General features: G+C 68.2%; 29 protein-coding genes. 16 read left to right on the forward strand and 13 right to left on the reverse strand.

The window, feature by feature from the left end; genetic code table 11:
• Nucleotides 1–10 precede the first annotated feature (10 nt).
• Nucleotides 11–1,435 carry a decarboxylating NADP(+)-dependent phosphogluconate dehydrogenase gene (gnd, locus tag L1081_RS11730; RefSeq protein WP_489416550.1) on the forward strand — a complete coding sequence of 475 codons (1,425 nt, stop codon included), beginning with the start codon at nucleotides 11–13 and terminating at the stop codon, nucleotides 1,433–1,435.
• Nucleotides 1,436–1,445: 10 nt separating this feature from the next.
• Here the strand turns inward: gnd and L1081_RS11735 are convergent, their stop codons facing one another.
• Nucleotides 1,446–1,952: a gluconokinase, GntK/IdnK-type gene (locus L1081_RS11735; RefSeq protein WP_489416551.1), complete on the reverse strand. Its 507-nt coding sequence runs from the start codon at nucleotides 1,950–1,952 to the stop codon at nucleotides 1,446–1,448.
• A 116-nt stretch (nucleotides 1,953–2,068) separates the two neighbouring features.
• Nucleotides 2,069–3,163 carry a PA0069 family radical SAM protein gene (locus L1081_RS11740; RefSeq protein ID WP_489416552.1) on the reverse strand — a complete coding sequence of 365 codons (1,095 nt, stop codon included), beginning with the start codon at nucleotides 3,161–3,163 and terminating at the stop codon, nucleotides 2,069–2,071.
• 117 nt (nucleotides 3,164–3,280) lie between these two features.
• On the opposite strand from L1081_RS11740, the gene L1081_RS11745 reads away from it, so the two are divergent.
• From L1081_RS11745 to L1081_RS11770, 6 genes are read left to right on the forward strand one after another with little or no spacing between them, the layout of a single operon-like run.
• Complete coding sequence (locus tag L1081_RS11745; RefSeq protein WP_124961491.1) at nucleotides 3,281–3,883, forward strand: GbsR/MarR family transcriptional regulator; 603 nt, start codon at nucleotides 3,281–3,283, stop codon at nucleotides 3,881–3,883.
• A gap of 58 nt (nucleotides 3,884–3,941) precedes the next feature.
• Nucleotides 3,942–4,367: a DCC1-like thiol-disulfide oxidoreductase family protein gene (locus tag L1081_RS11750; RefSeq protein ID WP_489416553.1), complete on the forward strand. Its 426-nt coding sequence runs from the start codon at nucleotides 3,942–3,944 to the stop codon at nucleotides 4,365–4,367.
• A gap of 14 nt (nucleotides 4,368–4,381) precedes the next feature.
• The gene (locus L1081_RS11755) at nucleotides 4,382–5,356 is read left to right on the forward strand and encodes a methyltransferase domain-containing protein (RefSeq protein WP_489416554.1); all 975 of its coding nucleotides are present in this window, start codon (nucleotides 4,382–4,384) and stop codon (nucleotides 5,354–5,356) included.
• A complete protein-coding gene (locus L1081_RS11760; RefSeq protein WP_489416555.1) occupies nucleotides 5,353–6,393 on the forward strand; it encodes an SRPBCC domain-containing protein in 1,041 nt (346 codons plus the stop codon). Before L1081_RS11755 ends, L1081_RS11760 begins: the two co-directional genes overlap by 4 nt.
• The gene (locus L1081_RS11765) at nucleotides 6,390–7,013 is read left to right on the forward strand and encodes a DUF4166 domain-containing protein (protein WP_489416556.1); all 624 of its coding nucleotides are present in this window, start codon (nucleotides 6,390–6,392) and stop codon (nucleotides 7,011–7,013) included. Before L1081_RS11760 ends, L1081_RS11765 begins: the two co-directional genes overlap by 4 nt.
• A 7-nt stretch (nucleotides 7,014–7,020) precedes the next feature.
• On the forward strand, nucleotides 7,021–7,368 hold the full coding sequence (locus tag L1081_RS11770; RefSeq protein ID WP_489416557.1) for a DOPA 4,5-dioxygenase family protein: 348 nt from the start codon (nucleotides 7,021–7,023) through the stop codon (nucleotides 7,366–7,368).
• 266 nt (nucleotides 7,369–7,634) lie between these two features.
• Here the strand turns inward: L1081_RS11770 and L1081_RS11775 are convergent, their stop codons facing one another.
• Complete coding sequence (locus tag L1081_RS11775) at nucleotides 7,635–8,291, reverse strand: glutathione S-transferase C-terminal domain-containing protein (protein WP_489416558.1); 657 nt, start codon at nucleotides 8,289–8,291, stop codon at nucleotides 7,635–7,637.
• Nucleotides 8,292–8,389: 98 nt separating this feature from the next.
• On the opposite strand from L1081_RS11775, the gene L1081_RS11780 reads away from it, so the two are divergent.
• Nucleotides 8,390–9,607: a polyhydroxyalkanoate depolymerase gene (locus L1081_RS11780; protein WP_489416559.1), complete on the forward strand. Its 1,218-nt coding sequence runs from the start codon at nucleotides 8,390–8,392 to the stop codon at nucleotides 9,605–9,607.
• Between the two features lie 24 nt (nucleotides 9,608–9,631).
• On the opposite strand, the gene L1081_RS11785 is transcribed toward L1081_RS11780, so the two are convergent.
• Entirely contained in the window at nucleotides 9,632–10,588 is a 957-nt protein-coding gene (locus L1081_RS11785) for a LysR substrate-binding domain-containing protein (RefSeq protein WP_489416560.1), read from the reverse strand.
• Between the two features lie 84 nt (nucleotides 10,589–10,672).
• On the opposite strand from L1081_RS11785, the gene add reads away from it, so the two are divergent.
• Both add and L1081_RS11795 read left to right on the forward strand, forming a co-directional pair.
• A complete protein-coding gene (gene add / locus L1081_RS11790; protein ID WP_489416561.1) occupies nucleotides 10,673–11,764 on the forward strand; it encodes an adenosine deaminase in 1,092 nt (363 codons plus the stop codon).
• A gap of 8 nt (nucleotides 11,765–11,772) precedes the next feature.
• Complete coding sequence (locus L1081_RS11795) at nucleotides 11,773–12,753, forward strand: tripartite tricarboxylate transporter substrate-binding protein (RefSeq protein WP_489416562.1); 981 nt, start codon at nucleotides 11,773–11,775, stop codon at nucleotides 12,751–12,753.
• A 30-nt stretch (nucleotides 12,754–12,783) separates the two neighbouring features.
• Here L1081_RS11795 and L1081_RS11800 read toward each other — a convergent pair whose 3' ends face one another.
• Nucleotides 12,784–13,224: a CBS domain-containing protein gene (locus L1081_RS11800; RefSeq protein WP_055799807.1), complete on the reverse strand. Its 441-nt coding sequence runs from the start codon at nucleotides 13,222–13,224 to the stop codon at nucleotides 12,784–12,786.
• Nucleotides 13,225–13,367: 143 nt separating this feature from the next.
• Between L1081_RS11800 and L1081_RS11805 the strand changes: the two genes are divergently transcribed.
• Entirely contained in the window at nucleotides 13,368–14,684 is a 1,317-nt protein-coding gene (locus tag L1081_RS11805; protein ID WP_489416563.1) for an O-acetylhomoserine aminocarboxypropyltransferase, read from the forward strand.
• 330 nt (nucleotides 14,685–15,014) lie between these two features.
• A complete protein-coding gene (locus L1081_RS11810) occupies nucleotides 15,015–15,827 on the forward strand; it encodes an alpha/beta fold hydrolase (RefSeq protein WP_489416564.1) in 813 nt (270 codons plus the stop codon).
• Nucleotides 15,828–15,837: 10 nt separating this feature from the next.
• On the opposite strand, the gene L1081_RS11815 is transcribed toward L1081_RS11810, so the two are convergent.
• Together L1081_RS11815 and L1081_RS11820 are read right to left on the reverse strand one after the other, a co-directional pair.
• Nucleotides 15,838–16,821 (reverse strand): tripartite tricarboxylate transporter substrate-binding protein, encoded by a 984-nt coding sequence (locus L1081_RS11815; protein ID WP_489416565.1) that lies wholly within the window; start codon nucleotides 16,819–16,821, stop codon nucleotides 15,838–15,840.
• Nucleotides 16,822–16,844: 23 nt separating this feature from the next.
• Nucleotides 16,845–18,266 carry a M20/M25/M40 family metallo-hydrolase gene (locus tag L1081_RS11820; RefSeq protein WP_489416566.1) on the reverse strand — a complete coding sequence of 474 codons (1,422 nt, stop codon included), beginning with the start codon at nucleotides 18,264–18,266 and terminating at the stop codon, nucleotides 16,845–16,847.
• Between the two features lie 111 nt (nucleotides 18,267–18,377).
• Here L1081_RS11820 and L1081_RS11825 point away from each other — a divergent pair, with 111 nt between their 5' ends.
• Nucleotides 18,378–19,316 carry a LysR substrate-binding domain-containing protein gene (locus tag L1081_RS11825; protein WP_489416567.1) on the forward strand — a complete coding sequence of 313 codons (939 nt, stop codon included), beginning with the start codon at nucleotides 18,378–18,380 and terminating at the stop codon, nucleotides 19,314–19,316.
• Between the two features lie 3 nt (nucleotides 19,317–19,319).
• Here the strand turns inward: L1081_RS11825 and L1081_RS11830 are convergent, their stop codons facing one another.
• Nucleotides 19,320–19,985 carry a Rossmann-fold NAD(P)-binding domain-containing protein gene (locus tag L1081_RS11830; protein ID WP_489416568.1) on the reverse strand — a complete coding sequence of 222 codons (666 nt, stop codon included), beginning with the start codon at nucleotides 19,983–19,985 and terminating at the stop codon, nucleotides 19,320–19,322.
• Nucleotides 19,986–19,999: 14 nt separating this feature from the next.
• Nucleotides 20,000–20,383 carry a thioredoxin domain-containing protein gene (locus L1081_RS11835; RefSeq protein ID WP_489416569.1) on the reverse strand — a complete coding sequence of 128 codons (384 nt, stop codon included), beginning with the start codon at nucleotides 20,381–20,383 and terminating at the stop codon, nucleotides 20,000–20,002.
• 101 nt (nucleotides 20,384–20,484) lie between these two features.
• Between L1081_RS11835 and L1081_RS11840 the strand changes: the two genes are divergently transcribed.
• Nucleotides 20,485–20,823 (forward strand): Mpo1-like protein, encoded by a 339-nt coding sequence (locus L1081_RS11840; protein WP_489416570.1) that lies wholly within the window; start codon nucleotides 20,485–20,487, stop codon nucleotides 20,821–20,823.
• A gap of 7 nt (nucleotides 20,824–20,830) precedes the next feature.
• On the opposite strand, the gene L1081_RS11845 is transcribed toward L1081_RS11840, so the two are convergent.
• Entirely contained in the window at nucleotides 20,831–22,042 is a 1,212-nt protein-coding gene (locus L1081_RS11845) for a YihY family inner membrane protein (RefSeq protein WP_319430985.1), read from the reverse strand.
• Nucleotides 22,043–22,142: 100 nt separating this feature from the next.
• On the opposite strand from L1081_RS11845, the gene L1081_RS11850 reads away from it, so the two are divergent.
• On the forward strand, nucleotides 22,143–22,550 hold the full coding sequence (locus L1081_RS11850; RefSeq protein WP_489416571.1) for a DUF2069 domain-containing protein: 408 nt from the start codon (nucleotides 22,143–22,145) through the stop codon (nucleotides 22,548–22,550).
• Complete coding sequence (locus L1081_RS11855) at nucleotides 22,547–23,980, forward strand: FAD-linked oxidase C-terminal domain-containing protein (RefSeq protein ID WP_489416572.1); 1,434 nt, start codon at nucleotides 22,547–22,549, stop codon at nucleotides 23,978–23,980. The genes L1081_RS11850 and L1081_RS11855 overlap by 4 nt, the downstream gene beginning before the upstream one ends.
• Here the strand turns inward: L1081_RS11855 and L1081_RS11860 are convergent.
• From L1081_RS11860 to nthA, 3 genes are read right to left on the reverse strand one after another with little or no spacing between them, the layout of a single operon-like run.
• The gene (locus L1081_RS11860) at nucleotides 23,977–24,354 is read right to left on the reverse strand and encodes a nitrile hydratase accessory protein (protein WP_489416573.1); all 378 of its coding nucleotides are present in this window, start codon (nucleotides 24,352–24,354) and stop codon (nucleotides 23,977–23,979) included. The two genes, L1081_RS11855 and L1081_RS11860, sit on opposite strands and share 4 nt — an antisense overlap.
• A complete protein-coding gene (nthB, locus tag L1081_RS11865; protein WP_489416574.1) occupies nucleotides 24,351–25,016 on the reverse strand; it encodes a nitrile hydratase subunit beta in 666 nt (221 codons plus the stop codon). The genes L1081_RS11860 and nthB overlap by 4 nt, the downstream gene beginning before the upstream one ends.
• Complete coding sequence (nthA, locus tag L1081_RS11870) at nucleotides 25,013–25,642, reverse strand: nitrile hydratase subunit alpha (protein ID WP_489416575.1); 630 nt, start codon at nucleotides 25,640–25,642, stop codon at nucleotides 25,013–25,015. The genes nthB and nthA overlap by 4 nt, the downstream gene beginning before the upstream one ends.
• Nucleotides 25,643–25,648 lie beyond the last annotated feature (6 nt).

Consider the following 25,648-nt stretch of genomic DNA (forward strand, 5'->3'; position numbering starts at 1 on the left):
AAGAAGGGCCATGAGCAACAACAAGAGCGATTTCGGATTGATCGGCCTGGCCGTGATGGGCCAGAACCTGGTGCTGAACGTGGAAAGCCGCGGCTTCCAAGTCAGCGTGTACAACCGCACCGAAGCCACCACCGAGGCCTTCGTGGCCGCCCACCCCGGCAAGAAGCTGGTCGGCGCCAAGACGCTGGAGGAGTTCGTGCAGAGCCTGGCCCGGCCGCGCAAGATCCAGATCATGGTGAAGGCCGGCGCACCGGTCGACCAGGTCATCGAGCAATTGATCCCCCTGCTCGACAAGGACGACATCGTGATCGACGGCGGCAACAGCCTCTACACCGACACCGAGCGCCGCGACGCCTATCTCCAGACCAAGGGCCTGCGTTTCATCGGCGCCGGCGTCTCGGGCGGCGAGGAAGGCGCGCGCAAGGGGCCGTCGATCATGCCGGGCGGCCCGCTCTCCACCTGGGAAGTGATGAAGCCGATCTTCGAGAGCATCGCGGCCAAGGTCGACGGCGAGCCCTGCGTGATCCACATCGGCCCCGGCGGCGCGGGCCACTACGTGAAGATGGTGCACAACGGCATCGAGTACGGCGACATGCAGCTGATCTGCGAGGCCTACAGCCTGTTCAAGGCGGCCGGCTTCAGCACCGACGAGATGGCGGCGGTCTTCAGCGAATGGAACGAGGGCGAGCTGCAAAGCTACCTGATCCAGATCACCGCCAAGGCGCTCGAGCAGAAGGACCCGGAGACCGGGCAGCCGATCGTCGAGCTCATTCTCGACAAGGCCGGCCAGAAGGGCACGGGCCAGTGGACGCTGGTCAACGCGGCCGAGAACGCGGTGGTCATCAGCACCATCAATGCCGCCGTGGAGGCGCGCGTGCTGTCGTCGCAGAAGAAGGCGCGCGTGGCGGCCAGCAAGCTGCTGCAGGGGCCGAAGATCGAACTCTCGCTCGACAAGAAGGCGCTGGTGGCCAAGGTGCACGACGCGCTCTATGCCTCGAAGGTGGTCAGCTACACGCAGGGCTTCGACCTGATCCAGACCATGGGCGAGAAGAAGGAGTGGAAGCTCGACCTCGGCCGCATCGCGGCCATCTGGCGCGGCGGCTGCATCATCCGCGCGCGCTTCCTGAACCGCATCACCGACGCCTACCGCAGCGACCCGTCACTGGGCAACCTGATGCTCGACCCCTTCTTCAAGGACCTGCTCAACCGCACGCAGCAGAACTGGCGCGAGGTGGTGGCGCTGGCGGTGGGCAACGGCATTCCGGTGCCGGCGTTCAGCGCCTCGCTCGCCTACTACGACAGCTACCGCACCGAGCGGCTGCCGGCGAACCTGCTGCAGGCGCAGCGGGACTTCTTCGGGGCCCACACCTACGAGCGCGTGGACAAGCCGGCCGGCGAGTTCTTCCATACCAACTGGCCGGAAGTCATCGGCTGACCCCTGCAAATCAGCCCGCCGGCAACCAGGCCTTCACCTGCCCGACCAGCACCCCCAGCGGCTCGGTTGCGTCGACCGCAAGCACGCCCGGCTCGCCGACCGGTGACTCCAGCGTCGCGAACTGGTTGGCCACAAGGCTCGCGGGGAAGGTGTGCTCGCCCGCCCCGGCCCGCGCGGCCACGCGGCGCTCGGATTCGGCGCGTTCGATCTCCATGAACACGAAGCGCAGGCCCGGCACGGCCGCGCGCAGCTGCTCCCGGTAGCTGCGCTTGAGCGCAGAGCAGGTCAGCACCGCGCCCTGCGGCGCAGCGGCCAGCTTCTGCCCCAGCGTTGCGAGCCAGCCGGCGCGGTCCGCGTCGGTCAGCGCGATGCCGCGGCTCATCTTCTCGGCATTGGCCGGCGGGTGGTAGTCGTCGCCCTCGATCAGCGGCAGCCCGAATCCCACCGCCAGCGCGGCCCCGAGGCTCGATTTGCCGCAGCCCGAAACACCCATCACGACCAGCCAAAGCCCGTTCATACATACCCTTCTTGATGAAATCGCGGAGATATTCTCCGTGCATCGGCGGAACTTGAAGCCACTTCCTCATGATGCAGCGCTTTTTCGCCGGACAGGCACGACCGCAGCGGCTGATCCTAGAACAGGCTGCCCTGCCCCGCAGCGCCCGGCGGCCGGAACGCGCCGAGGTCGAGCGCAATGCGCTCGCGGTTGAAGCCGATGCGGTTCGCCGCCTTCTCGAAGCGCTGGCGGATCAGGTCGGCCCACAACCCGGCGCCCTTCATGCGCGTGGCGAAGTCGGCGTCGTAGTCCTTGCCGCCGCGCATCTCGTGGATGCGCGCCATGATGCGGTCCGCGCGCTGCGGGTAGTGCAGCTCGAGCCACTCCTTGAAGAGCGGCGCCACCTCCCAGGGCAGCCGGATCACCGTGTAGAAGGCGTTGCGCGCACCGGCGGCCCAGGCGGCTTCGAGCACCTGTTCCATGTCTTCGTTGACGAAGGGAATCTGCGGCGCCACGCTCACGCCCACCGGCACGCCCGCCTCGGCCAGCGTGCGTATGGTGCGCAGCCGCCGGTGCGGCGCGGCGGCGCGCGGCTCCAGCTTGCGGGCCAGCTCGCCGTCGAGCGTGGTCACGGTGATGTACACCGCGGCCAGGTGCTCGGCGGCCATGGGTGCGATCAGGTCGAGGTCGCGCTCCACCGCGCTCGATTTGGTGACCAGCGCAAATGGATGCCGCGTTTCCTTCAGCAGCTCGATCACCGACCGGGTGAGCCGCAGTTCGCGTTCGATCGGCTGGTAGCAGTCGGTGGCGGTGCCGATGGCGATGTGGCTGGGCCGGTAGCTCCTGCGGCCGAGCTCGGCACGCAACACCTCGACGATGTTGCGCTTGGCGATGAGCCTGGTCTCGAAGTCGAGCCCCGGCGAGAGATTGAGGTAGCTGTGCGTGGGCCGTGCAAAGCAGTAGATGCAGCCGTGCTCGCAGCCGCGGTACGGGTTGAGCGAGCGGTCGAAGGAAATATCGGGCGAGTCGTTTGCGTTGAGCACCGACTTCACGTCCTCGAAGCGCACTTCGGTGGCGAGCGGCGGCAGTTCCTCGGCTTCGGCCGCGCTTTCTTCGAGCGTGCCCCAGCCATCGTCGAAGGCATTGCGCTCGTCGCGCGAAAAGCGGTGCGCCAGGCGCGTGGCCGCGCCGCGGCCCTTGATGGCATGGATGGGAATCCGGGCGGCCGGCATGGCAGGTCCTTTCTCTCGAATACTGTATGTTTACACAGTATTCCAAAGCTTTTCCGCAGGCAAGCTGATTTTTATTTCTCTATTGACAGAAATTTCTAAAATCCTAGACTCCGAAGCATGGAACTCACCGACATCCAACGCAAGTTCGTTCTCCACTGGGGAGAAATGGGCTCCATGTGGGGCGTCAACCGCACGGTCTCGCAGATCCATGCGCTGCTGTTCGCGCACGGCAAGCCCATGCATGCAGAAGAGCTCTCCGACACGCTGGGCGTGGCCCGCTCCAACGTGAGCAACAGCCTGAAGGAACTGCAGGCCTGGAACCTCGTGCGCGTGACGCACATCCTGGGCGACCGGCGCGACTATTTCGAAACCAGCGTCGACGTCTGGGAGCTGTTCCGCACCGTGGTGCGCGAGCGCAAGGAACGCGAGTTTGATCCGACCATCCGCGTGCTGCGCGAGATCGTCTCCAGCCCCGACTTCCAGAAGGAGCCCGCCGATGCGCAGGACCGCATCCGCTCCACCATGGACCTCATGAGCAAGCTCGCCACCTGGGCCGACGAAATGCTGCGGCTCTCGCCCGGCACGCTCGACAAGGTGCTGACGCTGGGGGCCAGCGTGCAGAAGTTCGTTCGCGGCGATGCGGCGCCGGCGGCAACTCCCGCGCCCCCCAGGAAGGACGACGACCCCGATGCCCACCACGCCAGCCTGCCGATGATCTGAGCTGCTCTTTTTTTGCCCCATTATTTCTGTTTTGACAGAAACAACGAAAACAAACCTCATGCCCGCCCTCGCCGCCTTCCCGCTGACCGTCTACTTCGATGCCACCTGCGCCTTGTGCACGGCAGAAATGAATGCAATGAAGGCGCGCGATGCCGCAGCCCGCCTGAACCTCGTCGACTGCTCGCCCGCCGGCTTCGACGCGGGCCCGGCCCCGCGCGAGGCGCTGATGACCGCGATCCACGCCGTCGACGCCGCGGGACGGCTGTTCGTGGGCGTTCCCGCCATCCGCGCCTGCCGCGATGCCGTCGGGCTGCCGAGCGGCAGCTTCCTGCTCGATCTGCCGCTGCTCGCGCCGCTGGCCGACCGCGCCTATGCGGTGCTCGCGCGCAACCGATACCGGCTGCCGCGTTGGCTGGTGGCCCTGCTCGCGGGCAAGGCCGCGCGCTCATCCCGCACCTGTGCCGGCGGCAATTGCCGGATCTGAAAAAAGGAGCTCTCGTGACCAATGTCTTCCAGCCCGATTTCCCTCCTTCCGGCGCCCGCACCGCGCCACGAACATCCGCGCCGTCCGAAGCCTCCGTCACCAAGGCCGACACGCAGGACTATTTCACCGAGGTGGCCGACGACTACCGCGCATGGAGCCCCAGCTACAACATGCACTTCGGCTTCTGGCGGCCCGGCCTGAATCCGCTGCGGCGCGAAGGCATGCTGGTGGAAATGAACCGCGCCGTCGGCCGCGCGCTGAAGCTCGACGAGCCCCGGCCAGTGCAGGAAAGCACGCAGCGCCGCTGCGTGGTCGACCTTGGCTGCGGCGCCGGCGCCACCGCGCGCACGCTGGTGGGCGACGACCCCTCGCTGTTTGCCGTCACGGTCACCAACGTGGCGGTGCAGAACCGCATCGCCGTGCGGCTCGATGCCGGCGCGGGCGTGGCCGACCGGGTGGCGCACATCGAAGCCGACTACACCCGCACCGGCCTGCCCAGCGCACAGGCCGATGGTGCCTGGGCCGTGGAAAGCGCCTGCTACGCGAGCGGCACGGCCAAGGCCGATTTCGTGCGCGAGGCGGCCCGCCTGCTGAAGCCCGGCGCACGGCTCGCGGTGATCGACGGCTTCCTGCTGCGCGAGAAGCCCGGCCGCAGCGCCGGCTGGCTGCACCGCCTGTGGGCCGACAGCTGGGCCGTGCCCACGCTGGCGGTGCGGGACGATTTCGTCGCCGCCCTGCGCAACAACGGCTTCGAAGACATCGAGGTGCGGTCGCTGCGCTGGCGCGTGGCGCCCAGTGCGCTGCACATCCCGGTGCTTGCCACGCGCTTCGCGCTGGCCGAACTCTGGAAGGCGCGCGGCAGGCTCAGCCCCTGGCGCCGCAAGCACATCGTGGCCAGCTATTGCGCGCTGGTGCTGGGCCTTTTCTGGCGCGATTTCGACTACTGCATGGTGACGGCCAGGCGCAGCGAGGAGAAGCAATTTCCATGAGCACCGAATCCGGCCAAGCCACGCCCCCCGAGCACCCGCCCACCGACGCGCAGGTGCGCGACATGCCCAGGCACCCCATTCCCTTCGCGTGGTTCTGGCCACTGCTCGTCGGCGCGGCCGCCGCGCTGGTGCTGCGCATTGCCTTCAGCGGCCTGCCGGGCCAGCGCTTCTCGGCCATGCTGGGTTCGTTCATCTACCTCGCCCCCGCCGTGTGCGGCGCGGTCACGGTCTACATGGCCGAGCGCATCGAGCGGCGCAGCTGGGGCTACTACATCTGGGCACCGTGGGTCTCGACCGCGCTGTTCGTCGTCGGCACGCTGCTGGTCTTCATCGAAGGGATAGTCTGCGCGGTGGTGATCGTTCCCCTCTTCAGCGTGATGGGCAGCCTCGGCGGGCTCGCGATGGGCATCGTCTGCCGCGTGACCGACTGGCCCAGGCCGGCGCTCTACGGCTTCGCGGTGCTGCCGCTCGCGCTGGGTGCCGTCGAGCCGAACTGGCCCAACCCCGAGCAGATCTCGAGCACCTCGCGCACCCTCTTCATCGCCGCGCCCGCCGAGCGCGTGTGGCATGAACTCAACGATGCGCGGGACATCCGCCCGAGCGAAGTCGGCGATGCCTGGGCCTACCGCATCGGCGTGCCGATGCCGGTGGCGGGCGTGACCCAAAATACGCCCGAGGGCCGCGTGCGCAAGGTGCAATGGCAGAAGGACGTGCACTTCGACGAAATCATCACCGAGTGGCAGCCGCTGCAGCGCGTGAAGTGGCGCTACCGCTTCTCGCCCGACTCCTTTCCCGCCGGCGCGCTGGACGACCACGTGGTGATCGGCGGCCACTATTTCGACCTGCGCGATTCGGCCTACACGCTCACGCCGCACGATGGCGGCACGGAGCTTCGCATCGATGTTTCCTGGCGCGTGAGCACGCGCTTCAACTGGTATGCCGACCGGGTGGCGCAGTTCCTGCTGGGTGACTTCTCCGAGCACATCCTGCGCTTCTACAAGGTGCGCAGCGAAACGGCAGCCGCGGCGGCCGCATGAAGGACACGCGCCCCGTCTTCCAGCAGGTGCTCGGCGCTGGCTGGGACCAGCTCGGCGACGTGATCCGCCGGCACTACGCCATGGCGCCGTTCTCGAACGCCCACGTGTGCGTGCGCGGAACGATGGACGAAGTGCATCACGCCCCCTGGGCGCGCCTGCTGATGCCCTTCGGCCGCCTGTTCGGCGCGCTCGTTCCCTACACCGGCACCGGCGTGCCGATCGAGGTGCACTACCGCTGCCGGCCCGACAACGCGCTCCTGTACTGGGACCGCATCTTCAGCTTCGAGGGGCGCGCGCCGTTTCACTTCCGCTCGCACATGGCGCATGCGGCCGCCGGAGGCGGCGGCGAGGTGATCGAGTACGTGCGCTTCGGCATCGGCATGCGCCTGGCCGTGAGCGCGGAAGAAGGCGCGCTGGTGTTCCGCGACCTCGGCTATATCTGGCGCCTTGGCAGGCTGCGCCTGCCGCTGCCGCTCGGCCTGCTGCTGGGCACCGCCTACGTCGAGGAGCGGCCCGACCCGCACGATGCCGACCGCTTCACCATGAAGATGGTGCTGCGCCACCGCTGGTTCGGCGACGTGTTCCGCTACAGCGGGCGCTTCCGGTTGGGGCCACAATGACCAGACCATGCCGCGCCGCCCCGAAAACCTCTATCCGCAATACCACGCCCACGTCTACTTCGACCCCGCAACGGTGGCGCAGGCCAGGCAGCTGTGCGAACAGGCGGGCCGCGAACTGATGGTGGTGGTCGGCCGCGTGCACGAACGGCTGGTGGGGCCTCACACGCGCTGGAGCTGCCAGCTGGCGTTCGATGCGGCCGAGTTCGACCAGGTGATCGAATGGCTCGAAGCCCACCGCAACGGCCTCGACATCTTCGTGCACGGGGTCACGGGCGACGACTTCGCCGACCACACGGCGCATGCCATGTGGCTCGGCGAGGAAAGCCCGCTCGACCTGCGGATGTTCCGGCGCTAGGGCCTGTTAACGCCATGGAAGGGGATCGCGTTGCTTCGCCAAGGGGCTGGATGCAAGGCGCCCGGGCGCAGCAAGGCTTTGGCCTTGCAAGCGCGGGCAACGCCGCAGACGGCCCCTTGGCGAAGCAACCCGCAGGGAAGCTCGCCACAGCCCGCCCCTCGGCGTTGCGCTCCTTGTGCGTGCGGACGCACGCACGGCGTCACGCGCCTTGATGGGCGGGCTGTGGCGAGCTTCGCGACCCCTTCCATGGCGTTAACAGGCCCTGGCTAGAACTCGGCGTCGAGCTCGTCGATTTCCTCGGGCTCTTCCTTCGCGGCGGCCACCCATTCCTGCATGGCGGGAAGGTCCATCACGCGCTTGCAGTACGCGGCGCAGGCGCTGTCCAGCGGCACGTCATAGCTCAGGAAGCGCGTGACCACCGGCGCATACATCGCGTCGGCCATGCCGGGCTGCTTGCCGAACAGGAACGGGCCGCCGTAGGTCTTCAGGCATTCGCGCCAGATGGCCACGACGCGGTCGATGTCGGCCTGCGCGCGCGACCAGATCTTGAAGCCGCGAAACCGGGCCTTGATGTTCATCGGCAATGCGCCGCGCATCGAAGCGAAGCCCGAATGCATCTCGCCGCAGATGGCGCGGCAGTGCGCGCGGGCCTGGATGTCGGCCGGCAGCAGCCCGCCCTTGGGCTTGATCTCGTTCAGGTATTCGCCGATGGCCAGCGTGTCCCACACCTTGACGCCGCCGTGCTGCAGCGAGGGCACCAGCATCGACGACGAAAGCAGCAGCATCTCGGCCTTCATGGCCGGATCGTCGGGCGGAATGATCTTCTCGCTGAAGTCGAGCCCGGCCAGCCTGCACATCAGCCAGCCGCGCAGCGCCCAGGCGCCGTAGTTCTTGCTGCTGATCGTGAGAACGGGTTTGGCCATCGTGGATCTCCTTGACGGGCTGCCTGCTGCCGGTTGGCTCCATGGGGCGTGCAAGGCCTGTGCCACCGCTTGGCCCGCAACTTGCCTGTACTACTTTCATGCTGTACCGGGCCTACCAGAACCAAGCCGACCTGCTCTCGCCCTCCCGGCTTGCAGCCCAGTACCTCGGCCGGGCCCTCTGGAAGGACGGCACCGACCGCACCATGATGCGGCGCATGGCCGCGCAGTTCGAAGTGTTTTCGCGCATGCGGCTGACCCATTCGCGTCCCGACTACGGCATTGCCAGCGTGCCGGTCGAAGGCGTGGAGACCGCGGTGCACGAGGAGAAAACGCTGGTCTCGCCCTTCGGCACGCTGCTGCATTTCCGCAAGGAGACGCAGGCTGTGCACCCGCCCGTGCTGCTGGTCGCACCACTGTCGGGCCATTTCGCGACGCTGCTGCGCGAAACCGTGCGCACCCTGCTGCGCGACCACGACGTGTACCTGACCGACTGGCACAACGCGCGTGACGTACCGCTGTGGCATGGTGGCTTCAGCCTGGACGACTACACGCTGCAGCTCATCCGGTTTCTCGAAGCCGTCGGTCCCGGCGTGCACATGGTCGCGGTCTGCCAGCCCTGCGTGTCCGCGCTGGCAGCCACGGCGCTGATGGCCGAGGACGACAACCCCGCCACGCCGCGCAGCCTCACGCTCATGGCCGGCCCGGTCGATTGCCGCATCAACCCCACGGGCGTGAACGAGCTCGCCAACAGCAAGCCGATCGAGTGGTTCCGCCGCAACCTCATCAGCCATGTGCCGTGGCCGCATGCCGGCTTGATGCGGCGCGTGTACCCGGGCTTCCTGCAGCTCTCGGCCTTCCTGAGCATGAACCCCGAGCGCCACAAGAAGCAGTTCCAGGACATGGTCCGCCACCTGGTCGAGGGCGACATCGAGAAGGCCCGCACCATCGGCACCTTCTACGACGAGTACCTGGCGGTGAACGACCTGCCGGCCGAGTTCTACCTGGAGACCGTGGAGCGCGTGTTCCAGACCTACGACCTGCCGCGCGGCGTGCTCACCGTGGGCGACCGCACGGTGAACCCGGCGGCCATCCGCCGCACCGCGCTGCTCACGGTGGAAGGCGAGCGCGACGACATCTGCTCGGTCGGCCAGACGGTGGCGGCGCAAGACCTCTGCACCGGCATCCGGCCCTATCTCAAGGTGCATCACCTGCAGGCCGGCGTGGGGCACTACGGCGTTTTCAGCGGCAGCAAGTGGAACGCGCAGATCTATCCGCGCGTGCGCGAGACCATCCACGCCGCGGCCGAGCTGCACTGAGCCTTCGGTTCTGGACGCCCGGCTTCAGCGCCGGCTGCGCCGCTCCTTCGAGGCCACGCGCCGCACCGTCGCTTCGCCAGCCTGCGGCAGCCGCTCGCGCAGGAACGCAATCAGTTCCTGCGCCGCCACGTTGCGCATCGGTCCCGGCAGGTAGGCCAGCACCACGCGGCGCTCGACGCGCGGCTTGAGCAGCGGCAGCACCACCAGATCGGGGTCCCGCAGCAGCGCGGTGTAGAGCCGCGGCATCAATCCCAGCGCCTGCCCGCTGCGCACCAGCGCATAGAGCGTTTCGGAATAGCTCACGCGGTAGGGCTCGGGGCCTTGCTCGAACTGCGCGCGCGCCGGGTTGCCGAGCGCCGGCATGCTGCCGCTCTCGAACAGCACCAGCCGCTCGCGGCCGATGGCCTCCCAGCTCGCATCCCCAATTGCCGCCAGCACATGGTCGCGGCGCACCACCAGCACCAGCGGATCGCGGAACAGGTCGACGCAGGCCAGCCCGCCCGGCGGCTCGGTGATGGCGGCCACCGCCATGTCGAGCTGGCCGCTGCGCAGCTCGGCCAGCAAGGTGGTCGAAGGCGCATCGCGCCAGGCGATCTCGAGCTCGCGCTCGCCGGCTTGAAGAAACTCGCTGGCCGCGGCCGTCACGCGCGCGCTGGCCGACGGGATCACGCCCACGCGCACGAAGGCCCGCCCACGCTGCACGGTGCTTTCGATGTCGCGCAGCGCCACCTCGAAGGTATTGACCAGGAAATCGGTGCGTGCCAGCACCTCGGCGCCCACCGGCGTGAGCTCGAGGCGGTGGGTGGAGCGGGTCAGCAGCTCGGCGCCGAGCAGTTTTTCCATCTGCTTGATCGCGTTGCTGAGCGCCGGCTGGGTGATGGCCAGCCGGCGCGCCGCGCGGCCGAAGTGCCCTTCTTCCACCAGCACCGAGAAGAACTGAAGCTGACGCAAGGTGAGCGCGCGGAGCGGCAAGGAGGCCATGGCGTCTTGGTTATCGATTCGATGAATCAAATTATAGAAATTCAAAATTTTGCTTATGGAGCGGCCATCCCTAGACTGGCCGGCATGACCAGCCCCGCCTCGCCGCCCTTCACGCTGGAATCGATGCTGCATGCGATTCCCAAGTTGGAGCTGCATTGCCACCTGTTCGGCACGGTGCGCCACGAAACCTTCCGGCAGCTCAACCACCGCGCCGGCTCGCCGCTCGCGGCCGAGGACGTCGAAGGCTTCTACACGCGCGGGGAAAAGCCGGTGGGTGTGCTGCGCGTGCTGCGCGCGCTCGACGCGCAGTTGGTGCGCAGCCCCGGCGACCTCTACCAGTTGACGCGCGAATACCTCGAGGACGCGGCGGCCCACAACGTGCGCTACGCCGAATTCTTCTGGAACCCGACCGGCACCGTGCACGGCTCCGGCATTGCCTATCCGATGGCGCAGGGCGCGATCGTCCGCGCCATCCAGGACGCGCAGCAGGAATTCGGCATCACCGGCCGGCTCATCGCCGCGATCGACCGCGAGGCCAGCCCCGAGGCCGCCGTGGAGATGGTGGAGTGGGTCAAGGCGCACCGCTGCGACGAGGTGATCGGCATCGGCATCGACTACCGCGAGGTCGACCGGCCGCCCGAGCTGTTCGCGCGCGCCTATGCCGAGGCGCGGCGCGCGGGGCTCAAGGCCACTGCGCATGCGGGCGAGTTCGGCATGCCGTGGACCAACGTGCGCACCGCGCTCGAGGTGCTGCAGGTGGACCGCATCGACCACGGCTACACGGTGGTCGACCAGCCCGATTTCGCGCGCCAGTGCGCCGAGCGCGGCGTCATCTTCACCGTGGTGCCCACCAACTCCTACTACCTGCGCACCTTGCCGCCGGAACGCTGGGCGCTCGACCATCCCATCCGCCGCATGCCCGGCCTGGGCCTGCGCATCCATCCCAATACCGACGACCCGACGCTGCACAAGGTCACGCCCACCCAGGCCTGGCTGATGATGGCGCGCGACTTCGGCTTCGGGCTGGACGATCTGCGCGGCTTCATGCACAACGGGCTCGACGGCGCATGGATCGACGACACCCAGCGTCGCGCCTGGCGCACGCAATGGAGCCGCGAGTTCGACACGCTGCGCGCCGGCCTTGCGCAAGCGCCGCATCCCGCCCACCCGCAATGACCTACGCCATGAACACCCCTCGCCGCCTTCTTCTTGCCGCAACCCTCTGCTCGATGCTGCCGATCGCGGCACTTGCCCAAGGCGCATGGCCCACCGCCAAGCCGATCACGCTGATCGTTCCCTACACGGCGGGCGGCAGCGTGGACGTCAACGCGCGCCTCGTTGCCACGCGGCTGGGCGAGCGGCTGAAGCAGTCGGTCGTCATCGAGAACGTGAGCGGCGCGGGCGGCGCCATCGGCGTGGCCAAGGCCGTGAACGCGGCACCCGACGGCTACACGCTGGTGGTCGGGCCCGACAGCGCCATCGCCATCGGGCGGTTGGTCAACCCTTCGGCCTTCAAGTTCGATCCGCTCAAGGACCTGGCGCCGGTCGGCATGCTCAACACCGCGCCGATGGTGCTGGTGGCGCGGCCCGGCCTGGAGGCGCAGACCTATGCCGACTTCGTGAAGCTCGCCAAGGCCAAGCCTGGCGCCTACAACTACGCCACCTCGGGCGTGGGCACGGTGCTGCAGCTGGCCATGGAACTTCTCAAGCAGCGCAGCGGCATCTTCGTGACCCATGTGCCCTACCGCGGCGGCGCGCAGATTGCCACCGACGTGATCGGCAACCAGGTCGACCTGGCGATGCTGGTCAGCACCAGCGCCATTCCGCACGTGAACGGCAACCGCCTGAAGGCGCTGGGCATCACCGGCAGCCAGCGCCTTGCCGCGCTGCCCAACGTGCCCACCTTCAACGAGATGCCGGGCCTCAAGGGCTATGACATGGTGAGCTGGACCGGCATCTTCGCCCCCGCCCGGACTCCGCCGGCCGTCGTGGCCCGCCTCAACCAGGAACTGAACGCAGTGCTCGCCGAGGAGCAGGTGCGGGCCAAGCTCAACGAGCAGGGCGCCCTGCCCGGCAGCGGCACGCCCGAGCAGTTCGGTCAGTTCGTCCAGGCCGAATACGCCCGCAATCAGAAGATCGTGCAGTCAGCCAATATCAAGGAATAAGCCAGCCGGCCAGAGCCGGCGCGTGGCTGGTTACTGCTCTTCGGGCCAGTCGCGGATATAAGCCTTGAGCATCTTGTTCTCGAAGTTCTGGCTGTCGACCACGGCCTTGGCCACGTCGTAGAAGCTGATCACGCCCATCAGCATGCGCTTGTCCATCACGGGCATGTAGCGCGCGTGGCGCTCCAGCATGATGCGGCGGATTTCGTCGAGGTCGGTTTCGAGCGTGCATGTCACGGGCGCGTCGTCCATGGCCTTGCGCACCAGCGTGCCGCCCACCTGGCCGCCGTTGTCGACAATGGCCAGGATCACTTCCCGGAAGGTGAGCATGCCGACCAGGTCGCCGTGTTCCATGACCACCAGCGAGCCGATGTCCTTTTCCGCCATGGTGTTGACGGCTTCGGCCAGCAGGTCGTCGGGCGTGATGGTGAAGAGCGTGTTGCCCTTGACGCGAAGGATGTCGCTGACTTTCATCGTGTGCTCCTCTCGGAAATCGTTCTCGGCGGCGGTACCGATTTGAATATAGCCCACAATCGGCGCCGACTCCCACGCCCATGTTGCGCGCGCATGATCAGCAGACGTAACGGGGCATTGCGAACGAACCCAGAAAGGCTCCCATGCCCGGCTATTCCGACCCCGGCTTCGACACCCTGGCGCTGCATGCCGGCGCCGCGCCCGACCCCGCCACCGGCGCGCGGGCGGTGCCGATCCACCTCACCACCTCCTTCGTCTTCGAGTCGAGCGACCATGCGGCGGCGCTCTTCAACCTCGAGCGCGCGGGCCATGTCTATTCGCGCATCAGCAATCCGACCAACGCGGTGCTCGAACAGCGCGTCTCGGCGCTCGAAGGCGGCATTGGCGCCATTGCCACCGCCAGCGGCCAGGCCGCGCTGCACCTGTCGGTGGCCACGCTCATGGGCGCCGGCTCCCACATCGTGGCGAGCACCGCGCTCTACGGCGGCTCGCAGAACCTGCTGCACTACACGATGCGGCGCTTCGGCATCGACACCACCTTCGTGAAGCCCGGCGACCTGGACGGCTGGCGCGCCGCGATCCGGCCCGAAACCAAGCTCCTGTTCGGCGAAACCGTGGGCAACCCCGGGCTGGATGTGCTCGACATCCCGGCGGTGAGCGACATCGCCCACACAGCCGGCGTGCCGCTGCTGGTCGATTCCACGCTCACCTCGCCCTACCTCATCAAGCCCTTCGACTGGGGGGCCGACCTGGTCTACCACTCGGCCACCAAGTTCCTCTCGGGCCATGGCACGGTGATTGGCGGGGTGGTGGTCGACGGCGGCAGCTTCGACTGGGAAAAGTCGGGCAAATTCGCGGAGCTCACGCAGGCCTATGACGGCTTTCACAACATGGTCTTCAGCGAGGAGAGCACGGTCGGTGCGTTCCTGTTGCGCGCCCGGCGCGAAGGGCTGCGCGACTTCGGCGCCTCGATGAGCCCGCACACGGCCTGGCTGATCCTGCAGGGCATCGAGACGCTGCCGCTGCGCATGGAGCGCCACATCGACAACACGCAGAAGGTGGTCGAGTTCCTCGCGAGCCATCCGTTCGTGTCGCGCGTGGGGCATCCGCTGATCGAATCGCACCCCAGCCATGCATTGGCGCAGAAGCTGTTGCGCCACGGTGCGCGCGGCGCAGGCGCGGTGTTCAGCTTCGACATCAAGGGCAGCCGCGCGCAGGGCAAGGCGTTCATCGAGGCGCTGAAGCTCTTCAGCCATCTGGCGAACGTGGGCGACTGCCGCAGCCTGGTGATCCATCCGGCGAGCACCACGCATTTCCGCATGACCGACGAGGCGCTGGCGGGGGCGGGCATTTCCCAAGGGACGATCCGTCTCTCGATCGGGCTCGAGGACCCGGCCGATTTGATCGACGACCTGAAGCGTGCGCTCAAGGCGGCGGAAAAGGCGGGAGCCCAGGAATGAGACCTTGCTTTTCCTTGCCTCGCGTTGCCCCTCATTCAGGGCGCGATCACGCCGACGGGGTACCTTGCTCCGCGAATGTCCCCCGGCCTGCGGCCTCCTCCTTTATTTCGCTGCGCAAGGCACCCCATCAGCGTGATCGTTGTTCGGAGCAGCGGTTGATCGAGCGGAACAACGGCAGCGCCCAGCGTGCACAGGGCGCCGGGTGCTCCCCGCAGCGAAATAAAGGAGGAGGCGAAGCCGGGGGACATTCGCGCAGGGGAGTACCCGGTGGCCTGTGCAAGCGCCCTGGACAAGAGCACCTAAAACACAACATCCGGTGGAGCAACTGACATGAACTACACCGTCAACAGCCACACCACCTACTGCTACACCGGTGGCAAGGTTTTCGATGCGAACAAGCCGACCGTGGTGTTCATCCACGGCGTGCTCAACGACCACAGCGTGTGGATCCTGCAAAGCCGCTGGTTCGCCAACCACGGCTGGAACGTACTCGCAGTCGACCTGCCCGGCCACTGCAGGAGCGAAGGCCCGCCGGCCGCCAGCGTGGAAGACGCGGCGCAGTTCGTCATCGCGCTGCTCGATGCGGCCGGCGTGCAGAAGGCTGCGCTCGTGGGCCACAGCTTCGGCTCGCTGATCGCGCTCGAAGCCGCGTCGCGCGCGCCTGAGCGGGTGACGCATCTGGCGCTGGTGGGCACCGCCTACCCGATGGCCGTGTCGCCCGCGCTGCTCGACGGCGCGCTCAACGACCCGCAGCGCGCCATCGCGATGGTCAACACCTTCTCGCATTCGCTGCTGGCGCCGCCGCCCTCCTCGCTCGGCCCCGGCACCTGGCTCTACGGCAGCTCGCGCGCGCTGATGCGGCGCGTGCTCGCGAGCAACCGCGACGCCAACGTATTCCACATCGGCTTCAAAGCCTGCAACGACTATGCGAACGGCGAGAAAGCGATCGAAGCCGTGCAGTGCCCGGTGCTGTTCCTGCTCGGCGATGCCGACCAGATGACGCCGCCGCGCGCCACCAAGGCGCTCGTGACAAAGGCAAGGAAGAGCAAGGTGGTGACCGTGCATGCGGGCCATTCGCTGATGAGCGAGGCACCCGACGAAGTGCTGTTCGCGCTGCGCGACTTCGTCGGCGCGCCCGCCTGAAGAGCCGCTTTTATTCCGCCGCGATGCCCGCGCGGTGGGCCAGTGCGCGGTAGCGGGAAATCTCGCCCTCCATCTGGCTGCGGAACGCCGCCGCACCGATGGCGACAGGCTCCATGCCCTGCGCGCGCAGTTGCGCCTGCAGGGCCGGGCTGCCCATCGTGGCCGTGACAGCACGCGCCAGCTTGTCGAGCACCGGAGCCGGCGTGCGCGCCGGCGCGGCAAAGCCGTACCAGGCGTCGAAGGTGGCATCGGGCAGACCCTGTTCGGTGAGGGTGCGCACCTCGGGCAGCATGCTCGAGCGCGCCGCACCCACGATGCCCAGGGCGCGCAGCTTGCCCGAGCGCACATGTGGCGCCACGGCCGCCACGGTGTCGATGCCGACCTCTATCTCGCCGCCGATCACCGCCATCGATCCCTGGCTGCTGCCCTTGTACGGAATGTCCTGCAGCTGGATGCCCGCGGCCAGCGCGAGCAGCTCGCCCGCGAGGTGCGGCCCCGAGCCGGCGCCGAAGGTGGCATAGCGGATGCTCTTCGGCTTGGCCTTGGCGGCGGCGATGAGCTCGGGCAGCGAGCGCCACGGCGTGCCGGCACCCACCACCAGCACGAGCGGCGTGCGCGCCACGATGGCAATGGGCGCGAGGTCACGCACCGGGTCGTAGGGCAGCCTGGCGCGCAGCGCAGGGTTCACGCTGTAGCTGGTGGAGCCCGAGAGCAGCAGCGTGTAGCCGTCGGGCGCGGCCTTGGCGACGGCGTCGGTGCCGATGATGGTGGCTGCGCCCGGCTTGTTGTCGATGACCACGGGCTGGCCGAGCCGCTCCGACAGGCCCTGCCCCATCGCCCGCGCAACGATGTCGGTGCCGCCGCCCGGCGGAAAGGGCACGACCAGCTTCACGGGCCTGTCGGGCCATTTTTCTTGCGCGGGCGCATGGAAGGCGACGAGCGCCAAGGCGCAGACCAGCAGGCCACGGAGCCGATGGAAGAGAGCAGTTTTCATTGGGGTTCGTCCAGGAAGAGAAATCAGGCAGCAGCGGCGTGCGGCGTTTTACCGGCGGCCCACGGCGCGAGCCCCGGCTCGCCCAGGTCCCAGTAGAGGCCCGCCATGATCTGCAGGCCCTCGCGTGCCAGCGGCGCCAGCAGGTGCTCGTTGGGCGCGTGCTGCGCACAGGCCGGGTACGAATGCGGCACCCACAGCGTGGGCAGCCCCAGCAGGTCGGCAAACACATCGTTGGGCAGCGAGCCCGCGAGGTTGGGCAGCAGGTCGACGCGCTGGCCGCTGCTCTCCTCGATGGAGCGGCGGGCCCAGTCGACCCAGGGGTTCTCCACGTCGAGCCGCGTCGCCGCGCCTTCCAGCGTGACCTTCACTTCCACATCGCCGAAGCCATGCGCATCGAGGTGGGTGCGCACGATGCTCGCGAGTTCGCGCCACGGCGTTCCGACCACGAAGCGCAGCTGACAATGCGCCGCCGCCTCGGATGGAATCGCATTGACGGGCCGCTGCGGCGAGCCGGCGCCGAGCGCGAGCACCTCGATGGTGTTCCACGCCACCAGCCGCTCGGCCGGGCTCAGGCCGGGCTCGCCCCAGCCTTCGTCGAGTGCGGGATCGTCCGCGCCGCCGCCGATGGCAATGTCGGCCAGCGCCTCGCGCACGCCCTGCGGAATTCCAGGCGGCCGCAAGGCCTCGACGAGGATGCGCCCGCGCGCGTCCACCAGCGATGCGACTGCATGGCTCAGCACGGTGCCCGGATTGGCGAGCACGCCGCCCCAGTTGCCCGAGTGGTAGCCCCTTGCCCTGGCGCGCAGCCTCAAGCTGAAGTTGACGGCGCCGCGCGAGCCCAGGAACAGCGTGGGCCGCTCCGCGCTCACGCGCGGCCCGTCGCTGGCGATGAACAGGTCGGCGCGCAGCCGGTCGCGCTGCTGCTCGCACACCGCGTGCAGGCCCGGCGACGCGGCCTCTTCGCCGGTCTCGATGAGCCAGGTGATGTTGTAGCCCAGGCGCCCGCCCCGCGCGCGCAGCGCGGCGGCCAGCCCGCCGAGCGCGATGCTGTGCTGGCCCTTGTTGTCGGCCGTGCCGCGCCCGTACCAGCGGTCGCCGCGCACGGTGAGCGCCCAGGGTCCGAGGCCTTCGTCCCAGTGCGCGTCCTGCCCGCTCACCACATCGCCATGGCCGTAGCTCAGCACGGTGGGCAGTGCAGGGTCTTCGATGCGCCGCGCGATCAGGAAGGGCCCGCCGCCGGCCACCGGGTTCTCGACGATCTCGCATTCGAAACCCAGCGCCGCCAGCGGCGGCACCAGTTCGTCGCGCAGGTAGGCGCCGAGCGCGGGCGTGGCGGCGCCGGTGTCGCTCTCGGTGCGGAAGGCGACGCGCCGCTGCAGGTCGGCAAAGAAGCCGCCATCGTCGAAATAGGCGGCGGCAGCGGCAAGGCTCTCGGTACGTTGCATGAAGGGATTTCCTGTTTGCGTGGGATGCAGCAAGTACAAGGCCTGAAGGGCAATGCTTCCAGCACCGATTTTGCAAGCTACCATTGCCTTCAAGGCAACGCTCCCATCGCCATGACGCCACCGCTCCTCAGCATTCCGATGCGCCATTTCCTCGAAGTGGCGCGCAGCGGCTCGGTCAGCCAGGCCGCGGCGCGGCTGTTCGTGGCCTCGTCGGCAGTCAGCCGGCAGATCGCCAAACTTGAGGACAGCCTGGGCACACCCTTGTTCGAGCGCCACGCGCGCGGCATGGCGCTCACCGCGGCGGGCGAGCGGCTCGCGGCGCACCTGCGCAATGCGCAGCTCGACATCGAGCAGGTCGTCGAGCAGGTGCGCGACCTCGGCGGCCGCAGCGCGCACCGCATCCGCATGGCGTGCACCGAAGGCTTTGCGGCCCACTTCATGCCGCAGGTCATGCGCAGCTTCGAGTCGGCGCATCCGGGCACGCAGCTCGAACTCCACGTGGGCTCGCCCGATGGCGTGAGCACGCTGCTCGCGCGCGGCGAGGCGGACATCGCACTCAAGTACGTGGTGGCGCCCGAGCCCGGCCTGAAGATCGAGCACTCGGCCAATGCGCCGGTGTTCGCGGTGCTGCGCCCCGACCATCCGCTGGCGCGGCAGCGCGTGGTGTCGGTGGCGGACGCGGTGCGCTACCCGCTGGCCGTGGGCGACAAGGGCGTGACCGCGCGGCAGCTGTTCGACCAGGCGTGCAGCCTGCAGGGCCTGCAATACCGGGCGATCTTCGTCAGCAATTTTTCATCGGTGCTGCTGCCGCTGTTGCGCACGCCGGACGTGATGCTGTCGGGGCACCTCACGGTCACGCACCTGATCGACGCGGGCACGGTGGTGGCGCGCCCGTTCGCCGAGGCGCCGCTGCAGCAGCGGCAGCTGCAGGTGCTGGCGCTCGAAGGCCGCACGCTCACGCCACTGGCGCAGGAGTTCGTGCGGCACCTGGTGCATGCCATTGCCAGCGCAGGCCGGCGCAAGCTGGGGCGTGCGCGTTCGAGCGTCTGAGCTTCAGCGGCCCAGCGCGTTGATGTCGGCCGGATCGAGCAGCACCTTCGGTGCGCCGTGCCGCGCCACGGCCAGCATGGCGCGGCCCACGTTCTCCGTGGTCGTCACCTTGTCGGGCCAGAGCCGGTAGGCCAGCCCGAGCACGGGCTTGAGCACCATGATCGCGGCCTGGTAGAGCGGCGTCTTCGAGCGCACGCCATGCAGCGGCTGGATCATGCCGGGGCGGAACATGTAGGCGGCCCTGAACGGCAGCTTCAGCAAGGCGTTTTCGGTCGCGCCCTTCACGCGCGCCCACATGCGGCTGCCGCGCTCGCTGCTGTCGGTGCCTGCACCTGTCACGTAGGTGAAGGTCATGCCGGGATTGAGCCGCGCGAGCACGGTGGCGGCGGCCATCGTGAGGTCGTAGGTGATGCGCTTGTAGTCGGCCTCCTTCATGCCGACCGACGACACGCCGAGGCAGAAGAAGCAGGCATCGAAGCCCTGCAATTGCGGCTCGAAGCCGCTGTAGTCGGCCATGTTCTTGATGACCACGTTCTGCAGCTTCGGGTGCTGAACCCCGGTGGCATTGCGGCCGACCGCGACCACGCGCGCCACGTCGGGCGCCAGCAGGCATTCGCGCAGCACGCCCTGCCCCACCATGCCGGTGGCGCCAAAGATCAGGATCTTCATGGGATGGGGCGCGGTCAGACCGCGAAGTCGGCGGGACGCTTCTCGAGCACCGCCAGCAGCAGGTCGACGTCGAGGCTGGAAGGCTGCGGCGCCTGCAGCGCGCCGAGCATGCGCGCGAGCGTCTCGGCATGCGGCAGCAGCGGGCCCAGGAAGCGGGTGCCGTCGGCACCGGCGATCAGCAGTGTGGGAAAGGTCTCGACGTCGAAGGCGTCGGCAATCTCGGCGTGGTCCTCGATGTCGACCCAGGCGAAGCGGAACTGCGGATGCGCCCGCGCCACCTGCTCGAGCAGCGGCCGGTAGTCGCGGCAGGTGCCGCACCATTCGGCGCACAGGCAAACGACCCACGGCGCATCGCTGGCCGGCTCGGCGGAAACGGGGGCGGCAGGAAGGGCGCTCAAGGCTGATGCGGTGGAGGTGTGAATACGAAGCCGCAGTGGTGCGGCCCAAAGGTCGTGGCTATTATGGACAAAGCGCCTCCGGCGTTCAGGAGACTCGCACGATGAACACCACGACTGCCCCGGAATCTGCTGTCGATCCGCGACGTTTCAAGAGCTTCGCGGAGTTCTACCCCTTCTACCTGAGCGAGCACGCCAACCGCACCTGCCGGCGCCTGCACTTCGCGGGCTCGACGATCTCGCTGCTGTGCCTGGTGGCGCTGGCCGTCACGCTCAACCCGCTCTGGCTGCTGGCCGGGCTGGTCGCGGGCTACGGCTTTGCCTGGATCGGGCATTTCGGGTTCGAGAAGAACAAACCCGCCTCGTTCAAGCGCCCGCTCTACAGCTTCATGGGCGACTGGGCGATGTACCGCGACATCTGGCGGGGCAAGGTCAAGATCTGAGGGGCTATCAAATCAGGAGCACGTCGCCCAGGCGCAGCGAGTGCAGCGGGCCTTTGCGCCACAGGTCTTCGAGCGGCTCCGCGCGCGGCATCAGCAGTTCCCTGAGCAGCGGCTCGATCGGCGTGGACGGATCGGCCAGCAGCACGTAGCGCGGATCTTCATTGGCGGTTTCCTCGGCGAGCGGCGCAATCCAGTCCAGCGCCACCAGCGTTTCGAGCACCGGCACCACCTGCAGCGCATCGACCCGCATGCGGGTGACAAGTTCGGTGGCGCCCATGCCCTTGGCCGGCGTGGCGCGCGCCCGCGCCAGGTGCTGCAGCACCTCCATGGCCAGCTGCAGCGGCCACCCGGCCCGCCCGCCCCGGCGCGCAACACCGGTCAGCAGGCTCGGCAGGTAGGCCGCGATGACCGCGCCCAGCAGCACGATCACCCAGGCCACGTAGATCCACACCAGCAGGATCGGCACGGTGGCAAAGGCGCCGTAGAGCACCGAATAGGTCGGCACCAGGCTCAGGTAGTAGCCCAGCACGCGCTTGGCGATCTCGATGGCGGCCGCCACGAAGATGCCGCCGGCCCAGGCATGCGACCAGCGCACGTTGGTGTTGGGCACGTAATGGTAGAGCGACGCCATGCCGGCCGCGAGCAGCACGAATTCGAAGGTATCGAAGAACAGCTTGAGGATGCTCCCGCCCACCACGTCGCGCGATGCAGCGAACACGTACGAGGTGGTCGAGAGGCTCACCGCCAGGATCAGTGGCCCGAGCGTGATGGCGGCCCAGTAGATCAGCACGCGCTGCGCAAAGGGCCGGGGCGAGCGCACGCGCCAGATGTTGTTGAGCGTCTTGTCGATGGTGAGGATCAGCGCAATGGCGGTGATCAGCAGCACCACCAGGCCCGCGATGCCCAGGCCGCCCGCCTTGCTCGAGAACTGGTTCAGGTAGCCCAGCACCTGGCGCGCGATGTTGTCGGGAATCAGGCTCTCGATGAGCCAGCGCTGCAGCCGGCCCTGCAGCTTGGCGAACATCGGGAACACGGTGAAGAGCGCCAGTGCCACCGTAAAGAACGGCACCATCGCGATGGTGGTGGTGAAGGTGAGGCTGCTGGCCGTGAGCCCGAGCCGGTCTTCGCGGAAACGCTCGCCCAGCACCGCCGCGGTGTTGCCCCACGGAAAGCGCGAAAGATCCCTCCAGAGTTGACGACGATTCATGGCCGGTATCATAAGAACCCGAATCCTTTCCCCGTCTTCGCGCACTTCGTGTCGCCGTGGCCTCCGCTCGAAAGAGCCGGCCCGGCCAACCCGGTTCCGCGGTGTTCTGCCCATGACAACCATCACGCCGCAAGCCTCTTCTTCCGTCAGCGCCACCCGCTGGCTTGCCGTGGGCAGCCTCGCCGGCCTGATCGTGCTGGGCCTGGCCTGGGAGCTGTGGCTCGCGCCGCTGCGCCCGGGTGGTTCGCTGCTGGCGCTCAAGGTGCTGCCGCTGGTCATTCCGCTCGCGGGGCTCTACAAGAACCGCATGTACACCTACCGCTGGGTCAGCCTGATGATCTGGCTCTATTTCACCGAGGGCGTGGTGCGCGCCTGGAGCGACACCAACGGCGTGGGGCAGGTGCTCGCGCTCGTCGAGGTGCTGCTGTGCCTCATGCTCTTCGCGGCCTGTGCCTGGCATGTGCGGCTGCGGCTGCGCAACGCCAAGGCGGCCCGCCAACTGGAGACTTCCACCCCATGACGACTTCTTCTTCCGCTCCCCTGATCGAACAGCTGCGTGCCATCGTCGGCGCGCCGCACGTGCTGAACGAAGGCGACCTCACGGCCTACGAACAGGACTGGCGCAAGCGCGCGCGCGGCAAGTCGCTGGCCGTGGTGCGGCCCGCCAATGCGCAGCAGGTGGCCGAGGTGGTCAAGGCCTGCGCCGCGGCCGGCACGGCCATCGTGCCGCAGGGCGGCAACACCGGCCTGGCGGTGGGCTCCATTCCCGACGACAGCGGCACGCAGGTGGTGCTGAGCCTGCAGCGTCTGAACGCCATCCGCACCATCGACGCCGCCAACCTCACGATGACGGTGGAGGCCGGCTGCATCCTGCAGACGCTGCAGGATGCAGCGGAGAAGCAGGGCTTCCTGTTCCCGCTGAGCCTTGCGGCCGAGGGCAGCTGCACCATCGGCGGCAATCTTGCGACCAATGCCGGCGGCACGCAGGTGGTCCGCTACGGCAACACGCGCGAGCTGTGCCTGGGCCTCGAAGTGGTCACGCCGCAGGGCGAGATCTGGGAAGGCACCAGCGGCCTTCGCAAGGACAACACCGGCTACGACCTGCGCGACCTGATGATCGGCAGCGAAGGCACGCTCGGCATCATCACCGCGGCCACCATGAAGCTCTACCCGCTGCCCGCCGCGCAGCTCACGGCCTGGGCCGCCGTGCCCTCGCTCGACCACGCGGTCACGCTGCTGGGCCTTGCGCACAGGCAGCTGGGTTCGGGCCTCACTGGCTTCGAGGTGATGGGCCGTTTTGCATTGAGCCTGGTCGACAAGCACATGCCGCAGCTGCGCGTGCCCTTCATCGGCGACGAAGCCGTGCCGTACTGTGTGCTGCTGGAGAACTCCGACAGCGAATCCGAAGACCATGCGCGCGCACGCTTCGAGGCGCTGCTCGAAACGGCTTTCGAAGACGGCTGCGTAACCGATGCGGTGGTGGCCGAGAACCTCGCGCAGGCGCACCAGCTCTGGCACATCCGCGAAAGCATTCCGCTCGCGCAGGCCGAAGAGGGCCTGAACATCAAGCACGACATCTCGATTCCCGTGTCGCGCATTCCGGCCTTCGTGGCGGAAACCGACGCGCTGCTGGCGCGCGAGATCGCCGGCGTGCGGCTGGTGAACTTCGGCCACCTGGGCGACGGCAACCTGCACTACAACGTGCAGGCGCCCGAGAACATCGACACCAAGGCCTTCCTGAAGAACGAGGAAGAGCGCATCAACACGCTGGTGTACGACGCGGTCGAGAAGTTCGGCGGCTCGTTCTCGGCCGAGCATGGCGTGGGCTCGCTCAAGGTCGACAAGCTCGAGAAGCACAAGTCGCCGGTGGCGCTGGAGATGATGCGGGCGATCAAGCGCGGGCTCGATCCGAAGAACATCCTGAACCCCGGGCGCGTGATTCGCGTCTAACCCGGAAAGTCTTCGCCGCGCAGCTCGATCGGCTGCCCGTGCGGCGTGCGGTCCGCGGCGTGGTCCCAGGCGTGGCGGTAGCGCGCGAGCTCGTCTTCAGAGCTGGCGCCCTTGCACGCGACCAGGCTTTCGAGCGCGGCGAGCCAGTGGCGGTAGTAGGTGCTGCCGGTGTCCGGGTCGCCCGCGGCCTGCGCGGCCGCGATCTGCGCCGCAAGCACTTCGGCCCATTCAACCCAAGTGAAGAGCCCGCGCTCGTGCAGCGCCAGCGTCATCGCAAAGGCCTGGGCCTCCCAGGGTGCGTTGAACACCGGCCCGTCGGCATCGCGCGGCATGCCAGGGGCCAGCGCGAGCGGTGGTGCCGTGCCACTCTTCATGCGGCGGGCTCCAGGTAGCTTTCCCAGGCATCGACCGACACCGCGAGGTTCTGGCGCGGCGCGCCTTCGCCCCAGAGCTCGGCCTCGTCGAATACCACGGTGTAGAGCCACTGCGGCTGCTCGCCCTGGCCTTGCGCATGGGCGTCGGCGAACACATGCGCGCCATGCACATGCTCGATCACGCCGCGCTTGCCCTGCACGTAGCCAGGCAGGCGCGTGTGGTGGTCGACCTTGCCGGGGCGCATGCGCACCAACTGGCCGACGGCAAAGCGCGCCGGCCCGGGCTCGGCGCGCTGGGTGGGCGAGCCCTTGGCCAGCACGGCCGGAACGTCGGCGGCCTGCAGCACGCGGGCAACCGGTGCCGCCGGATGGCGCATCTCGCCCGATGCGAGCTCGTCCGGAAAGACCTGGCCGCGCTGCAGCATCAGCTGCTCCAGTGCGCCGAGCCAGATCTGGTAGTAGCTCAGGTTTCCGTAGCCGGGCAGTGTCTCGCGCACGGCGCGGCTCGCGTCGATGTTCCAGGAGCCGGTGGCGCCCATGGCAAGCGTGAGCGCCAGCGCGCGCGGCTCCCACGCGGCATGGAACAGTTCGCCCTCGGGCTCGGGCGTGACCGGGCCGAAACCGGGCTGGCCGCCAAGGTCGGCATGCGTGACATAGCTCATGCGGCGCTCCCAGGCACTGCCGGTGCTTCCACCCGCCGCGTGCCGATCATCGAGTCGCGCGTGACCAGCGCGGCAAGCTCTTCTTCGCTCATGCCTTCGGTGCGGTCCGGGCGCTGCGGGATCACGAGGTAGCGCACCTCGGCGGTCGAATCCCAGACGCGGATGCGCGTCGATTCGGGCAGCACCGTGCCGAAATCGGCCAGCACGCCGCGCGGGTCCTTCACGGCCCGCGAGCGGTAAGGCGCGCTCTTGTACCAGGTGGGCGGCAGGCCGAGCACCGGCCAGGGATAGCAGCTGCAGAGCGTGCAAACGACCATGTGGTGCTGCTCCGCGGTGTTCTCCACCGCCACCATGTGCTCGCCCTGCCGGCCGGTGTAGCCCAGCGAGGCGATGGCGGCCGTGGCATCCCTCAGCAGCCAGTCATGGAACGCTGGGTCGACCCAGGCCCTGGCCACCACGCGCGCGCCGTTGCGCGGGCCGATGCGGGTCTGGTAGGTGTCGATCAGCACGTCGAGTGCCGCCGGATCGATGTAGCCTTTTTGGGTGAGCACGCTCTCGAGCGCCCGCACGCGCAGGTCCATCTCGCCGAGTTCGCTGCGTTCGTGGGAGTGGTCATGGCCGGTCATCGGCCA

It is taken from the genome of Variovorax sp. MSC1_012 (assembly GCF_023667525.1).
In the GTDB taxonomy this organism is placed as follows: Bacteria; Pseudomonadota; Gammaproteobacteria; order Burkholderiales; family Burkholderiaceae_C; genus Variovorax; species Variovorax beijingensis_B.

What these genes read in the sequence shown, in the direction of transcription:
- gnd (WP_489416550.1), top strand. Translation starts at nt 11, where the DNA reads ATGAGCAACAACAAGAGCGATTTCGGATTGATCGGCCTGGCCGTGATG.
- L1081_RS11735 (WP_489416551.1), bottom strand. Translation starts at nt 1,952, where the DNA reads ATGAACGGGCTTTGGCTGGTCGTGATGGGTGTTTCGGGCTGCGGCAAA.
- L1081_RS11740 (WP_489416552.1), bottom strand. Translation starts at nt 3,163, where the DNA reads ATGCCGGCCGCCCGGATTCCCATCCATGCCATCAAGGGCCGCGGCGCG.
- L1081_RS11745 (WP_124961491.1), top strand. Translation starts at nt 3,281, where the DNA reads ATGGAACTCACCGACATCCAACGCAAGTTCGTTCTCCACTGGGGAGAA.
- L1081_RS11750 (WP_489416553.1), top strand. Translation starts at nt 3,942, where the DNA reads ATGCCCGCCCTCGCCGCCTTCCCGCTGACCGTCTACTTCGATGCCACC.
- L1081_RS11760 (WP_489416555.1), top strand. Translation starts at nt 5,353, where the DNA reads ATGAGCACCGAATCCGGCCAAGCCACGCCCCCCGAGCACCCGCCCACC.
- L1081_RS11765 (WP_489416556.1), top strand. Translation starts at nt 6,390, where the DNA reads ATGAAGGACACGCGCCCCGTCTTCCAGCAGGTGCTCGGCGCTGGCTGG.
- L1081_RS11770 (WP_489416557.1), top strand. Translation starts at nt 7,021, where the DNA reads ATGCCGCGCCGCCCCGAAAACCTCTATCCGCAATACCACGCCCACGTC.
- L1081_RS11775 (WP_489416558.1), bottom strand. Translation starts at nt 8,291, where the DNA reads ATGGCCAAACCCGTTCTCACGATCAGCAGCAAGAACTACGGCGCCTGG.
- L1081_RS11780 (WP_489416559.1), top strand. Translation starts at nt 8,390, where the DNA reads ATGCTGTACCGGGCCTACCAGAACCAAGCCGACCTGCTCTCGCCCTCC.
- L1081_RS11785 (WP_489416560.1), bottom strand. Translation starts at nt 10,588, where the DNA reads ATGGCCTCCTTGCCGCTCCGCGCGCTCACCTTGCGTCAGCTTCAGTTC.
- add (WP_489416561.1), top strand. Translation starts at nt 10,673, where the DNA reads ATGACCAGCCCCGCCTCGCCGCCCTTCACGCTGGAATCGATGCTGCAT.
- L1081_RS11795 (WP_489416562.1), top strand. Translation starts at nt 11,773, where the DNA reads ATGAACACCCCTCGCCGCCTTCTTCTTGCCGCAACCCTCTGCTCGATG.
- L1081_RS11800 (WP_055799807.1), bottom strand. Translation starts at nt 13,224, where the DNA reads ATGAAAGTCAGCGACATCCTTCGCGTCAAGGGCAACACGCTCTTCACC.
- L1081_RS11805 (WP_489416563.1), top strand. Translation starts at nt 13,368, where the DNA reads ATGCCCGGCTATTCCGACCCCGGCTTCGACACCCTGGCGCTGCATGCC.
- L1081_RS11810 (WP_489416564.1), top strand. Translation starts at nt 15,015, where the DNA reads ATGAACTACACCGTCAACAGCCACACCACCTACTGCTACACCGGTGGC.
- L1081_RS11815 (WP_489416565.1), bottom strand. Translation starts at nt 16,821, where the DNA reads ATGAAAACTGCTCTCTTCCATCGGCTCCGTGGCCTGCTGGTCTGCGCC.
- L1081_RS11820 (WP_489416566.1), bottom strand. Translation starts at nt 18,266, where the DNA reads ATGCAACGTACCGAGAGCCTTGCCGCTGCCGCCGCCTATTTCGACGAT.
- L1081_RS11825 (WP_489416567.1), top strand. Translation starts at nt 18,378, where the DNA reads ATGACGCCACCGCTCCTCAGCATTCCGATGCGCCATTTCCTCGAAGTG.
- L1081_RS11830 (WP_489416568.1), bottom strand. Translation starts at nt 19,985, where the DNA reads ATGAAGATCCTGATCTTTGGCGCCACCGGCATGGTGGGGCAGGGCGTG.
- L1081_RS11840 (WP_489416570.1), top strand. Translation starts at nt 20,485, where the DNA reads ATGAACACCACGACTGCCCCGGAATCTGCTGTCGATCCGCGACGTTTC.
- L1081_RS11845 (WP_319430985.1), bottom strand. Translation starts at nt 22,042, where the DNA reads ATGATACCGGCCATGAATCGTCGTCAACTCTGGAGGGATCTTTCGCGC.
- L1081_RS11850 (WP_489416571.1), top strand. Translation starts at nt 22,143, where the DNA reads ATGACAACCATCACGCCGCAAGCCTCTTCTTCCGTCAGCGCCACCCGC.
- L1081_RS11855 (WP_489416572.1), top strand. Translation starts at nt 22,547, where the DNA reads ATGACGACTTCTTCTTCCGCTCCCCTGATCGAACAGCTGCGTGCCATC.
- L1081_RS11860 (WP_489416573.1), bottom strand. Translation starts at nt 24,354, where the DNA reads ATGAAGAGTGGCACGGCACCACCGCTCGCGCTGGCCCCTGGCATGCCG.
- nthB (WP_489416574.1), bottom strand. Translation starts at nt 25,016, where the DNA reads ATGAGCTATGTCACGCATGCCGACCTTGGCGGCCAGCCCGGTTTCGGC.
- nthA (WP_489416575.1), bottom strand. Translation starts at nt 25,642, where the DNA reads ATGACCGGCCATGACCACTCCCACGAACGCAGCGAACTCGGCGAGATG.